Source organism: Streptococcus sp. HCA-5024 (assembly GCF_037890265.1).
GTDB classification, from domain to species: Bacteria; Bacillota; Bacilli; order Lactobacillales; family Streptococcaceae; genus Streptococcus; species Streptococcus lingualis.
Map to the genome: position 1 here is coordinate 37,133 of NZ_JBBKBR010000007.1, position 14,577 is coordinate 51,709.

The 14,577-nt window shown below is 43.8% G+C and carries 9 protein-coding genes; all 9 read right to left on the reverse strand.

The window, feature by feature from the left end; all coding sequences use genetic code 11:
- Positions 1-153 precede the first annotated feature (153 nt).
- Positions 154-303: a hypothetical protein gene (locus tag WKT08_RS09025; RefSeq protein WP_118228571.1), complete on the reverse strand. Its 150-nt coding sequence runs from the start codon at positions 301-303 to the stop codon at positions 154-156.
- Between the two features lie 17 nt (positions 304-320).
- Positions 321-4,715, reverse strand: a complete 4,395-nt coding sequence (locus tag WKT08_RS09030; RefSeq protein WP_340281539.1) for a PolC-type DNA polymerase III — start codon at positions 4,713-4,715, stop codon at positions 321-323.
- Between the two features lie 195 nt (positions 4,716-4,910).
- Positions 4,911-5,300, reverse strand: a complete 390-nt coding sequence (locus WKT08_RS09035) for a DUF3592 domain-containing protein (protein WP_422664237.1) — start codon at positions 5,298-5,300, stop codon at positions 4,911-4,913.
- 143 nt (positions 5,301-5,443) lie between these two features.
- Positions 5,444-5,998, reverse strand: coding sequence for a hypothetical protein (locus WKT08_RS09040; protein WP_340281542.1), 555 nt, complete (start codon positions 5,996-5,998; stop codon positions 5,444-5,446).
- A gap of 266 nt (positions 5,999-6,264) precedes the next feature.
- On the reverse strand, positions 6,265-6,660 hold the full coding sequence (locus tag WKT08_RS09045; RefSeq protein ID WP_118397326.1) for a hypothetical protein: 396 nt from the start codon (positions 6,658-6,660) through the stop codon (positions 6,265-6,267).
- The gene (locus tag WKT08_RS09050; RefSeq protein WP_118397323.1) at positions 6,647-7,609 is read right to left on the reverse strand and encodes a hypothetical protein; all 963 of its coding nucleotides are present in this window, start codon (positions 7,607-7,609) and stop codon (positions 6,647-6,649) included. The genes WKT08_RS09045 and WKT08_RS09050 overlap by 14 nt, the downstream gene beginning before the upstream one ends.
- 1 nt (position 7,610) lies before the next feature.
- Positions 7,611-9,788, reverse strand: a complete 2,178-nt coding sequence (locus tag WKT08_RS09055; protein ID WP_118397320.1) for a hypothetical protein — start codon at positions 9,786-9,788, stop codon at positions 7,611-7,613.
- 3 nt (positions 9,789-9,791) lie between these two features.
- Positions 9,792-10,160 carry a hypothetical protein gene (locus WKT08_RS09060; protein ID WP_118397317.1) on the reverse strand — a complete coding sequence of 123 codons (369 nt, stop codon included), beginning with the start codon at positions 10,158-10,160 and terminating at the stop codon, positions 9,792-9,794.
- Positions 10,161-10,174: 14 nt separating this feature from the next.
- On the reverse strand, positions 10,175-14,575 hold the full coding sequence (gene essC / locus WKT08_RS09065; protein ID WP_340281548.1) for a type VII secretion protein EssC: 4,401 nt from the start codon (positions 14,573-14,575) through the stop codon (positions 10,175-10,177).
- Between the last annotated feature and the right edge of the window lie 2 nt (positions 14,576-14,577).

Consider the following 14,577-nt stretch of genomic DNA (forward strand, 5'->3'; position numbering starts at 1 on the left):
TCTTTTTGGAAGAACATCCATTGTTTTTCTGTTTACTTGTTATAAACACTTGTCACTAAAAATTGTAACACAATCCAGTGCCAAAGAAAACACTTATCAGATCTGAAAGGACTGAAAAACCTCTATTTTCAAAAGGAAAATAGAGGCTGTCAGTTAATCTTTCAAGGCTGAAAATAAGCCGGCTAGAGCAATCGCTCCTGAGATCATCGCGGTGGAAAGGAGCAGCACATTGTCTGCCACTTCTAGCTTGTACTCAAAGACTTTTTCAGCTGGTTTGTCTTCTGCAAAAATTTCTACCTTCATGTTCTCCTCCTTTGTTTCTAGAACAAATCATCAAAGAGGCTCAACTGGTTATCCTCTGGCATATTGCCAAGAATGCCCATCTCATCCATCTTTTCAACCAGGGTGGACGAAACACCGCCGCGCTTCCGGAGCTCGGTCTTAGAGAGGAATTCTCCTTCTTCACGCGCCCGCACGATTTGCTTGGCAACGTTCTCTCCCAGACCATCCATAGCGACAAATGGCGGAATCAGGGTATCCCCATCAATCAAGAATTCTGTCGCCTGACTGCGATAGAGGTCTAGCTTGCCAAACTTGAAGCCCCGCTCCCACATTTCATTGACAATCTCAAGGGTGGTGTAGAGATCGATCTCTACATTAGAAGCTTCGTTGTTCTTGCGTTTTTCAGCGATTTCTTTCATCCGCGCTTTCACGGCCTCAAGGCCTGCACCCATGGTTTTGATGTCAAAAGCCTTGGCCCGAATCGAGAAGTAAGCACAGTAGTAATAAAGTGGATGATGTACCTTAAAGTAGGCTACACGAAGGGCCATCATAACATAGGCCGCCGCATGGGCTTTCGGGAACATGTACTTGATTTTTCCACAGGACTCGATGTACCATTCAGGGACATTGTTTTCCTTCATGGCTTGGATGTAGCCATTGCGCTCTTCTTCTGAGATCTTGAGCCACATCCCTTTCCTCACGCGCTCCATGATGGTAAAGGCCATCTTAGGCTTGAGACCTGCGTGCATGAGGTACACCATGATGTCGTCCCGACACCCGATAACGGTCGATAGATCGGCAATGCCCGCCTTGATCAAGTCTTGGGCATTTCCCAACCACACGTCGGTACCGTGAGAAAGACCAGAGAGCTGAAGTAACTCTGCGAAGGTCGTCGGATGAGTCTCTTCGACCATGCCCCGAACAAAGTTGGTCCCAAACTCTGGAATCCCCAACATCCCTGTCGGTGTTCCAATCTGCTCGGCTGTTACCCCTAGCACTTCTGTCCCAGAAAAGAGGGCCATGACCCCTGGATCATCCATAGGGATATCATTTGGATCAATACCTGACAAGTCCTGGAGCTTCCGAATCATGGTCGGATCATCATGTCCCAGGACATCGAGCTTGAGGACGTTCTCATCGATATCGTGGAAGTTAAAGTGGGTGGTCTGCCATTCAGCTGTCACATCATCTGCCGGATACTGGACTGGAGTAAAGTCATAGACATCCATATAGTTTGGAATAACAACGATTCCCCCCGGGTGCTGACCGGTCGTCCGTTTGACCCCAGCTGCACCAAGAGCTAAGCGCTCGACCTCGGCATCCCGGTAGTACTTGCCATAGTCCCGCTCATAACCCTTGACAAAGCCGTAGGCAGTCTTAGCTGCGACCGTACCTACCGTTCCTGCCCGGAAGGCATATTCTTCCCCAAAGATATCCCGGACATCCAAGTGGGCACTCGGCTGGTCTTCCCCAGAGAAGTTCAAATCGATATCGGGTACCTTGTCCCCATCGAAACCAAGGAAGGTTTCAAAAGGAATATCCTGGCCATTTTTGCTGAGCTTGTGGCCACAGTTTGGACAATCCTTGTCTGGCATATCAAAACCAGATCCATAAGAACCGTCTGTGATGAACTCACTGTACTGGCACTGGCTACAAACATAGTGAGGCGAAAGCGGATTAACCTCGGTGATCCCAATCATGGTCGCGACAAAGCTTGATCCAACGGATCCACGCGATCCAACCAGGTAGCCCCGCTCATTGGAACGGTGCACCAGCATTTGCGATGCCAGATAAATCACGGCAAAGCCATTCCCCAAGATGGAGGTTAATTCCTTTTCAATCCGCAAATCGACAATATCAGGGAGCGGATTACCATAGATCTCGAAGGCTCGCTTATAGGTCAATTCCGCAACCGTTTCTTCGGCTTTGTCGATAAATGGCGTATAGAGGTCACCCTTGACCACTTCGACCGGCTCAAAGGTCTCTGCGAGCGCATTGGTGTTTTCAATAACAATCTTGCGCGCCAAGTCTTCTCCCAAAAAGGCAAATTCATCCAACATTTCATTGGTAGTTCTGAAATGCGCTTTTGGCAGTGGCGCTGGCTGGGCATCTTCTCCGTGCCCGATGGTCCGGTTAATCATAGCCCCTTGACCGAGACTACGGACAATGATCTCCCGATAGATCTCATCTTCCGGCTCCAGATAGTGGACATTTCCTGTCGCAAGAACAGGCTTGCCGAGACGATCCCCCACTTCGATCAAGCTCTTGATAATGGTCTGGAGCTCCTCCATGTCCTTGACCTGCTCCTTGGCAATGAGGGGTGCATAGATAGCCGGTGGCATAACCTCGATAAAGTCGTAGTACTTAGCCACTTCGACTGCCGCATCCACACCTTGCGACATGACCGCATCAAAGACTTCCCCTTCCGAGCAGGCCGATCCGAGGATCAAGCCCTCGCGGTGGGCGTCCAGCACGGTCTTGGGAATCCGTGGAACTCCTTCGAAATATTTGGTCCCAGAAAGAGAGACCAGTTTAAACATGTTCTTAAGGCCAGTCTGGTTCTTAACATAGAGGGTCGCATGCTTGACCCGCGCCTTTTTGTAGGAATCTGGACTAATCAAATCCAAATTCAGCTTGGCTAGATTGGTCACGCCATGCTTTTCTGCTACATCCTTGATAAAGATGAAAAGCAAGCGCCCCGTCGCTTCCGCATCGTAGTTGGCCATGTGGTGGTGCTCCAAGCCTACCCCAAAGCGCTTGGTCAATGGCCCCAAGCCATGCCGTTTAAAATCTGGATAGAGGTTACGGGCAAATTCCAGGGTATCGATGACTGGTTGAGTGATCTTGGGAAGACCATGACGCTCATAGTTGGCATTCATGAAGCCCACGTCAAAGGTGGCATTGTGGGCGACAAGAACGGTTCCCTCACAGAAGGCCTGAAACTCCTTCAAAACCTGCACCAAGGGCTTGGCACCCCGGACATGCTCATTGGTGATCCCTGTCAATTGGGTCGTAAAGGCAGACAGAGGATGTCCCGGGTCGATAAACTCGTCAAACTCCTCAATGACATTGCCCTTGTACATCTTAGAAGCAGCGACCTGGATCAAGTCATTGTAGATGGCTGAAAGTCCCGTCGTTTCCACGTCAAAGACCACATAGGTCGCTTCATTGAGGTCCAGGTCCACCTCATTATAGGTGATGGGCACCTTGTCCTCTACGATATTGGCTTCCATCCCATAAATCAGCTGGATCCCAGCTTTCTTGGCTGCTTTAAAGCCATGCGGGAAACTCTGCACATTGCCATGGTCAGTGATAGCCACCGCCTTATGCCCCCACTCAGCTGCCTTGGCGATCAGCTCTTCGACTTCCGGCAGGGCATCCATAGTCGACATATTGGTATGGGCGTGGAATTCCACCCGGCGCTCACCCTCTGGCATCAGGTCCTTGCGGGCATAATGCACGACTTCCTGGATATCTTGGACATTCATGGTCAAGTCGCGCGTGAAATTGTTCATTTCGATATTTCCCCGCACCCGTAGCCAGCTGTTCTTCTTGATCATGTCAAACTTCTGGGCTTCTTCCTCATTTTTAACCCATTTCTGAAGGGAAAAACTCGAGGTATAGTCGGTCATCTTAAAGCTGATCAAGACCCGACCAGTCCGCGTCACCTTGTGCTCCACGTCAAAGACCACACCCTCAAAGACAATCCGGTTCTCTTCTGTTGTGATCTCGATCATCGGAGTGATCTCAGCCTTGTCTAGCTTAGGTTTAGCCGCAGCCTTCTTAGCCTTGAAGTCAAAAACTGGCTTTTCTTCAACTACTGGTGGCGGAGCCATCTGGGCCAAGGATTCCATAGCCCGCAAGGTCTCTTCATTGGCCGCTTGGAAGATCTTTTCATTTTCCTCCTCAAAGCGCGCCACTTCTTGCTCTGTCAGCGCATCATCAGACTCCACTCGACAGGTGAAATGTGGAAAACCAAAGGCTTCCAACTGCTTGGCAAGGTTGGGCAAATGGTTCTTACGAAAATGCTCCGTATCGACCGAAGAAGGCCCTGAGATGATCAATTCCTGCCCTTCCGCGCGCACCTGCAAGTCTTGATATAGTCCCTTAAAGCCTTGACTAGCACAAGGACCTTCCTCAAAGACCTCACGATAGTAGGCCTGCAATAAATCCGCAGAAAAATCCTGATTGGCCACTTGGATGGTAAAGGTCGCCTGGTTTCCTGTCTTTGAAAATTCATCCTTCAAGCGCTGGCGCAATTCCTTAAACAAAGCAATCGGCAAGACTTCCGCAAAAGCAAAGCGGAACTCCCAGACCCGACTAACCTTGTGCACCACGACTTCTTGAATCTCCGCATGCAAAAAGGCACTGGAAGATCGCATATCCAGCGGCATATCCAGCTGATCCATTAAAATTTCAAAGGTGTTGGACATTGTTTCTCCCTTGATCTTGATTCTTTTGCTCGCTTTTGAGTAGCCCACTTCTAAGCAAAAACAGACCATTCAAAAACATTCGTAACCCTTATTTTATCACAATTTAAGGATTAATTCGAGGGGGAAGTGAAGACGAAAAAATCACCGATAGGACGGTGATTTCTTTTCATCTTTTATTCAATTAGGGCTGATCCATCATTTATACTTCATCCCCATGATAATAGCCACAACTGCTAAAATAGGCAATAAAATCAACATCCAGATTCCAATCCACATTTCCCGCTTATAAGATTTGTCTAGTCCACTATAGCGTTCAACGTATGATTCTTTTGGACAGGCTGGATTATACCAGACCGTCATGGTCGATCCCAGTGGAAAAGCATCCTGAAAAAGATTCCCCTTTGAGACTGTAGAATTGGTGTAAATAGTTATCCTTTGCGCCATCAAATCAATGTCGCTAGCCGCTTGATTCGTTTTCCAAGGAAGGGTTGCCCGCATCACCCAATAATATTTCAGGCTATTATGATAGGTCTGACCATCCACTATGTATTCTACAATTTGTGCCCTCTTATAGCCAACTACCACTCCCTCAACGCTCTTTGACGAGAGGGTCTTAATCCTAACTTCTCTTCTATAGAAATGTCCAAAAAAGAGTACGACAAACAAAGGAAATCCAATAACAGCCACAGCAATGACTAGAAGTATTCTGATATCAGGCATCCCCAAACCTACTTCATCATAATGTCTGTGATACTCAGACTCATCTTCGTTTCATCCGATATCTTCTCTACGATCGAGCTTTGTTCGCTCGTCAAAGGAAGCAATAAGAGAGTCGCTGATTGGGTCGGTAACTTAGGGTTGTTCGATAGACTATACTGGACTACTTGATCTTGGTAAACAGATTTCCCATCATAACTCCAGCTAATTTTAAAGGTTGCATCATGGTCAATATTCGTTGTCGTTTTGTTGACCAACATAAATACTGCATATTCCTGTTGCTCTACAGTATAGGTGTTCCCTGTATAATACACAGTGATATCCCCTTGATCGCCAACTTCCGGATGCTCCTTAACCAACTTCTTACCCAATTCAATCAAATCAGATGTTTTTCCTTCATATTGAGGTGCAACTACAAATTTCAAGCCCTTTTCCTCTTTAGCAGACGGGGAAGCCTTTGTAGTTTGCTCCGTTTTGCTTGCAGTTGCCTCCTTGGCCTCTTTTTTAGGCTGAGCACAGGCTGTTAAAACAAGTACACTCGCCAGCAATACCATCATCTTTTTCATGGATCATTTCCCTTCTTTTGTGATTGAGTTGGATTTAAAAAGACAAACATCAAATTGACGTTTGTCTTCGTTCTAAAAGAGAGAACCGTGGTTTTCCCTTGTACGTAATTTTTCGCTCTACACATTTTACTTACTATTCTTTAAAACAAAACGAGAAAAAAGTAAGTTTAAATCAAAAAAATAAATTTCTTTTTAAAAAATCAATCTCCTAAAAAAGACAAAAATTTTACCAATAATGTGATTATTTTAGTAATCCATAAGGTTGATTACGATGGAAAATCATTATATTGACCATTATAAACATCTACTAATTTTCTACGATTATATCTATCTGATAAATTTTTCCCCTCTGAAATATAGCTTTCTTGCTTCTCTTGCCACGTCTGCTTTGGTGGTACACTATAAAGCCCTCCATCAATTGAAGCTGCTAAACTAGCATCCGTTTTGGCAAAAGCATCGGCAACACTATTTAAATATGCATCCAAAGAATCTACAGTTTTGACCAGGTTACCCATCGATTTTTTTGTTAACTTAACGCATTCTTCAAAATTTCCTGTTACAGGAGCTTCAATTAACGATTTAACACCGTCTGACATTTCATCTGTGGATGAATTCATGCTCACTTTGATACTCTTAATTCTTTCTGGATTAATCCGCTTCATCCTTACTCCTTTCCGATTCTTGTTTTTGAATCCAAGCTTGGTATTCCTCATAGGTAGTGATAGGAATATCTGATACCTGACCCTTTTTATCTACACCATAAATAGTTAGCTTTTCTTCACCCTGAGGTGCCATCCAATAAAGGACCTTATTAAACCACTCCTCTGGTGTCACATATTGTTCTTGTGGTTCAAAAATCCAATCATCTTTTATTTTCTCTTCAATTTCTGGATAGTCCTTAAATAGATTGATATTTGTATTCAAATTTTTACCTTCTTTTTGAAAGTCACTAATAGTGGTAATATTATGATCTACAAAATATCCCTTCCCTTTAACATACTCTCCTAATGTTGTGTAATAAAAATTTGGTACGGTATCATATTTATCTGAGCGTTCTTTGAACTCCCCTTCAACTTTCCCAGTATTAATATTCAAGACGAAAGTTTTAAAAATACCTTTCTTATTTTTCACATCTATATTAATAGTGTTTTTAGGATTATTATGATAGGTAAAAATTGAAAAACGAATAGGATAGAAATCTGCTCGATATTCTTCAACTGCTTTGTTCAAATCCACTTGTATAACAGCTAAATTCTCTGTGCTGTAATCATATAGACGAAGTCTCCAATAATCTGACTTTGGCATACGTTTTTCATCAGTTACATCGATACCATCCTTTTTTGTCATCACTTTTCGTTCTGTCGTATAAGCAAATCGCCCACCACCAAAATTAAAATCAGAGTTATTATTTAACAGTACATATTTCCGTTGATTTCCAAAAAAGTAAACTGCATCTTCGACCTTTGAAAATTTTTCAATTGAGTATTCAGCACTTTCAGGTTTTTTATAATTTTTTTTAAAGGCTAATGTGCTTATCACAATTAACAGTAGCAAAAACAAACTAATGACTATAAATTTAAATATTCGTTTATTTTCTATTATTCTATTCATATCAACTTCCTCCTTGACCCACTCCAGTCACATAATCTAAATAAGACCAATTTCGATAGGAATCTCGTGTGAAATATGAACTTCCATTTTCGTAATTATTTCCACCATTAATAGAGCTTTCTGCATCCTTTAATCCACTGAACAACTTATTAAATGGGATTGTCTCTATTTGATAATCACGATCTCCTTCACCACTTAAAAGTTCCTTCAGTTCTGCATCATACGCCCCACTCGCCTTACTCTTATTAACTGCTTTACTAAAATTCTGTAACGCAATATACGGATCCTCCCCATTTTTCATAGCCGTCTCAGCTATATAAGTTCGTAAGCCATTTTTCTCTAAATCTCGTTGTTTCAAATAGGCCTCCACATCAAAGCTTGGGCTGACGTATCTACTGTTACTCTTTGCCCCCTCCTCTTTGAATGATGTCCCACCATATTGCCAAAACTCAGCCTCACTGTCGTTCTTCAAATTTTTGATCTCTTTATCATATTTTTCTTTTTTATCAAAATAATCGTAAATATTTTTAGAGATATTTAAAGCGCCCTCCGCTTTACTAGTGTATTTATCTACAGGCGTATCATTCCAAATTTTTGAGGAAGAAACTGTTTCTCCACTGTCTATGAGCTTTTTGATATCTTTGTCTTCACTCATACCTGTCTCAACAATTCCTATTAAAACTCCAGCAGGTGCATATAACTTAGCTAAATCTTTCATTGTATTAGCCACTGTTTTTGGAAAAAGCATTGTTTTTTCAAGAGTTAAATCTTTAATTTTATCTATATTCCCTTGAATATTCAAATCTGTTTTTTCATCTATAATATCTGCTTTAACCTTTTTAATACCAGGAAGTGTTTGAGTTACAGAGAATGAGAATCCTTTACCATCTTTTCCTTTTGTTAATTTAAAACTATCCTTGTGAAAGAAAGCCTTTTGTAAGGAGGGATAAATTTTAGTTTCATAGCCACCATTGATTTTAGGTTCTTGAAGAGTTTGTGGTTTACCTTCCCCCATTTCATTAATAGCGGTATACATAAAAAGGCTATTTAGTTTTTCATACCATTCCACCTTGTTATTTAAAGACAATAATGCCTTACGGACCTCTTTGCTATTCTTCTTTTTAAAATATTCATCATAAGCTTCTCGTGGAGAACCTTGCGGAGGAAATTTTGGCATTATATCGTCAGCTTGAACCTTGTAAGCTCCTCCTGTAGCTTCTGATGCTGCAGACAATCTTAATGAATAATCCTTTACACTTTCTTGGTCTCGTTGAGTCAGAACCTCCATAAAAATCGATAAATTTGGTACACTTCCATCTTCTTTTGGATGATTAACCTCATACATTAAACGCTCTACAATAATCTGTGACACTTCTAAACTAGAATCCTTCGTCTTCACATTTGCTAATTTCGTGAAAAACTCTTTTTTATCATCACCTTCACTTAAAATCACGGTCATAATTTCAGCATCTGCTTTAGTTTGAACCGCATCAAGGTAGTAAGCTTTATCAGATGTAAGAGTTTTGTTGACAATGGAAGCCAACACAACATCCGGTGCAACAGCAAGTTTTGCTTCTGCTTCTTCAATATCTTTGCTCATCCCCATTAAATCTGACATAACTTCAAATAATGTTGCATTAAAAGTATCATGCGACGTTTGAATCTGATTGTGAGTCTTTTGTCGTGAATCTTTAGAACTTGCCAAACCTCCTTCAGCTGCTTGTTTTGTTGCCTCTAAACTTTCATTCTCAATCCCCAGAGCAGAAGTTGCTCTATCAAACAATTCTTGTAGATGCTTAATAGTATCCTTTATTGCGTATAACTGACTATCTGAACCCTCATCTGTCAATTTTTTTACTAAATCTTGCATACCCGATCCACTGGTCCAAGCTTCTTTATCGAATCCTGCTCCGCTTACACTACTTTCAAAGTGAGAAACACTACTTGCAAAATTTTCCATATACTTCGGATATCTATGAAATACTAGATTCTGCAAAATATTTAAACGCTCAAAAAAAGCTACTAACGCTAAAGCCTCATCATTTCCATTTCCTGTTTTAGAATTGAATTGCCTCTCTGTTTCACTGGCAGCCGCCTCAACTTCTTTCGAAAATTGTTGGATTGATTTTGCATAACGTCCTATTGCAGGTAAATCATGAACTTTAATAACATCATTCATATTTTATTTCTCCTTTGTCGTCAACAGTTGATTAAGTAACAAATTCATTTTATTTTCTAATCCAAACTTTTGACTCTCTAACTCATGAATCTTATTAGACACCTTCTCAGAAACATTATCTATCTTTGTATCAAAATCTCGTTTAATGTTCTTTAATAAATCTTGTTCAAAACTTGTGTCTTTTGAATACTTCGCACCTGCTATATTATAATTACTTTTAATATTTTCATCGTTAATTAACACATAGTTGACGGTTGTTGGAAACGATTCTAAAGATCCTTTTATTTCAGTTAATTTAGCAATTTTTGCATTTAGTGTTGAGATAGCTTGACTTGTTTCATTCATAGATGCAATTATGGCTGCTTTCCCCATATTTCATCTCCCTTCTATTTCATTAATACTTTCACTTTTCTTACAAATCCATCTTCTACATAGTAGTTCACCTGGCTATCAAGTGGTTCTTCACGAACTGGTCGATTGATAACATTTAGGACACTTTGGTCTGTAATCCGCATGGCCACGATCGCTTGTTTATAGAGTTTGATAGATTTTGACACTTCGTCAATTTTTCGATTCAACTGACTACCACTCATGGCTACTGTAGCATAGCCTGCACGCGCCCCTTTTTCAAGGACATAGTTCAGACTAGATTGAAGATCCATACTTAGATCATTCATAAGTTCTAGCTGATTGTATAGCACAATCGTTGCTTCATGTTGCGATTTCTGCTGTTCCAATCTCAATTGGATATTTTCTTCCATTTTCTTGATTCCAGCTACATAGGCTTCCTTCGTAGAGAGAATCGTCACACCTTCCATCTCTGGTAATTCATTATAGGCTGGCGCCAACACAATCACCTTCTGCTTGCTACGAGCAATTTGTTTGACGAATTGAGTCATCTGCTCTTCTTTGTCTGTCAGATAGAGAAGGTTGCCTTTCTTGAGATCCCATGTCACAGGCTCAACTGTTTCCAGATCCAATCCGAGTGGGACTTTGCCTTCATCCAACAAGGCTGCTACATCCTCACGGCCATAGAAGGCTACTTCTGTCAACTCATCTGGCACCATTGGGATACCTGCTGGTGTTTGGCCTGTCCACATCTCTTTGAGGTTTTGGACTTGGTCGCGGAGGTTGTTGATGATTTGGATATCATTGTCTCCTGCGACTGGTAGGGCGAACTGGATGACATCGACTTCGTCACGCTTCATGAGCGCGCGTCCCTTGATGTCTTCCATCGTAGACGCTAGTGGGGTTGCTCCCACGATACCGCGGACTTCAGAGATATCATTCTGTGGCAAGGTCAGCTGGTGCTTGAAGTTTGAATAGAGCTGAGCCCGTAGGTTGTTCTGACGGCTAGCTGTGATGATCAAGTGCACACCAATGCTGAGACCTTCACGGGAGATCCGCATGAAGAGCTTGAAGAGGTCTGTCTCATAAGGCTCGTCCTTCATAGACTCATAGCTATCCATAAGGATGACCATGGTTGGCTCTTGCTTGCCGGTCACTTCACGGTAAAGGGCGATGGTGCCGACACCATGCTCAGAGAGGAGCTTCTTGCGGCGATCCAACTCGCGGTTGATGATCCGGATGAATTTCTGGATTTTCTCTGTCTGATCCAGCAAGAGGCTATCGGCCACATGTGGCAATTGAGTCAAGGGCGCTAAACCATTGGTTCCAAAATCAAGCAGATACATGGTCAGATTTTCTGGACTCTGCTTGCGAGCCAGATCCATTGCGGCAGTCTGGAGGAAAGTGGTCTTTCCTGTACCTGGACTTCCGTAAAGGAGGATATTCCCATCTTTTGACAGATCGATAGCAACAGCTTCTTGCTTTTGCGCTTGCGGAATATCGGCGACCCCGATTAGGACGCTTGGAGCTGTCCGTTTTTGCCAAGCCTCGATCGGTACGACCTTGTCCAACTCATCCAGCGTGATCCGCTCTTTGAGTGGTGGCAACCATGGTTGGGCCACAGCTGCGATGCCTTCTTGTTGGTGCAAGTGGTTGATTTCCTGCACGATGACATCCAGCTCTGTTGGCACTTCCTTGATTTCTTCTGCCATATCCAGACCAGAGAGGTCTTGGTTGAGGACTTCGTATTGGCCCAGTTCATTGATCAAGTAGATGGTATGGTCTTCGATCCCTAGCTGGTCCTTCTCAGGCTGGTAGTCTGCTCCTGACCAGGCTGTTTGGAAGAGTTCATAGACTTCGTTATTTCCGACTTGGAGGTAGGCACGACCGGTCTGGGTGATCTCAGCCGCATCTGCCGTCCGCAGCATCTCCATAGAGTCGCCACGGTCTGCCACCTTGAGGGCTAGCTTGAAGCGGGAGTTGGACCAGATCTGGTCATCCACGACCCCAGAAGGTTTTTGCGTCGCAAGGATCAAATGCACCCCGAGGGAACGCCCGACACGCGCGATAGAGACCAATTCCTTGATGAAGTCTGGTTGGTTGACCTTGAGTTCGGCGAACTCGTCACTGATCAAGAAGAGGTGAGGAAGCGGTTCAGTCGCTTCACCCAGTTTATATTTCTTTTGGTATTGGTTGATATGGTTGACTCCATATTGGCCAAAGAGCCGCTCACGACGATGGATCTCCGCATTGATAGAGGCTAGGGCCCGCATAGACTGGGCACCATCCAAGTTGGTGATGGTCCCCAGCAAGTGAGGCAGATCCTTGAAGAGATTGGCCATTCCCCCACCCTTGTAGTCGATGAGGAGGAAAGCCACATCGTGTGGGTGGAAGTTGACGGCAAGGCTCAGGATATAAGACTGAATAGTCTCAGACTTACCAGAACCGGTTGTCCCTGCGATCAAACCGTGGGGGCCATGAGCTTTTTCATGGAGATTGAGGTAGACCAAATCATCCTTCCCGCGCAGACCGATCGGCACTGCCAAACTTTGGTAAGGGGCATGGCTCTCCCAACGACTCAAGACCTTAAGATCATTGAATGTTTCCGCCTGGTACATTTCAAGGAAGGTCACCGATTCTGGAATCGAGCTCTTAAGCTGTTGAATATGCTTCAGAGGGGCAAGGCCACGCGAGATGGCTTCCTTATCATAGCCTTCTGGGAAGTGATCCAATTGGAAGTCAAGTTCTCGAAGAACCCCTTCTTGCAAGAGCAATTGCCCTTGGTTGCGGTCCTTGATAGAGATAACCGTTTGGATATTTTCAGAAAGAGATGAGAGCACGTCTGCCACATAGATGATGGAACAGCCTAGCTCTGTCGGATCCTCACGGAAGAACTCCATGATGACATGGTCTAAAATCAAGGTTTCATCAGTGATGAGGACCACATAGTGAGGGTGGAAGATCTTGGTATCATTGGCTTTTTCTTCCTCTTTTTGCGCCTTGCGGAGCTTGAGGATTTGGTTGAGACTGTTCAAGACCTGATCGCGTGTCCGCTGATTGTAGACAAAGCTACGGACATTCATGTCTTGTAGGGTCGCATGAGGCAACCAGCGCATCCAATCCCAGCTTTCTTTTTCTTCTTCTGGAATGATCGGAATAATGGTCAGATCATGGTAGGAGTGAAAGACAGCCAATTGGGAAACCAGGAGTTGCAACTGCTCTAGCACGATAGGACGAGGACCGACGTACCCTACAGGTCCCCGATTAAGACTGGCTACAATCGGAAGATTGTCGATCTTTTGATGAGCTTGGAAAAGAGCATAGCCTTCTTCTTCCAAGGCATCTTTCTTCCCACTGCGCTCTTCCTGACCATATTTGAGCTCATAGCTGGTTGGAACCTTGCCCAAGCCCAAACGATAAGCCAAAAAGTCAAAATGAAGCGGTGTTTTTTCGTAGATTCGCGAGTCATAGCGTTTGACCATCTTGGTCAAATCTTCGATCGCTGGGAAATGGTAAAACATGCCTTCTCGCTGCTTACGAGATAGCTGTTCCAAGTCCTTGGCCTTGTCCTTGAGATAGAGATGGTAGAGCTCCACGCGCTCTTTCTTGTCTTCTTTGTATTTCTTACGATTCTTGAAGAATCCTTGGACCGAAAAGATCACACTAACCACAGACATGGATACTGTCGCGATGATGTAGAGCCCCCGCGGTTGGAAAATGGTGATCAAGAGGGTCACCCCAACCATGATGAGGGGTGGCATGATTAACTTCAAGAGTTCATCTGATGGCTTTTGAGGCTCCGCTCCCGGAGGATTGATCAAGATCTTGTCTTCCGAACTCCGGTAGATGATCCGCGGAGACCGGTGGTACTCTGGATAGTCCTTGTAAAAGTCATAGCGTGAATGCAAACGCGGCACCAGATAAGGACTCACTTCGACAGCCCCTTCCACGCCAAATTCTTCCGGATAGAGCTTAAAGGTCACATCTCCAATGGCAAGCTCATCCCCAAAGGCTAGTGGAAACGTTGCTTCACTGACTAGTTTGTGGTTATGGTAGAGTTTTCCGGATAAGAGCTGGCAAGTCCAAGTCTGCTCTTTTCTCACAAGGAGAAAGCGTACTGGATAGTGCAAGCGCACATCCGCACCCTTTTCATCTGCTACGAGAATTTCTTCCTTGTCTAGCAGTTCATAGGTATGGACTTCTCCTGTCGCCAAGTAGCAGACCACATCTCCAAGGATCTTGCTATTTCCAAGCACACCCTTGTCTTCACCATACTGGTAGAAGATTTCTCCTTGACTCCATTGGAAATGAAGGGGATTTTCTTGCGAAGCAAGGGTCAACTGAGCTATTTCTTGATTCGATACGGTGGCTGTCTTTCCCTCTTCTAGCGCTAACTCATAGCGAAAACCTTTTTTATAGAGTATGATACGTTTTTTCATAG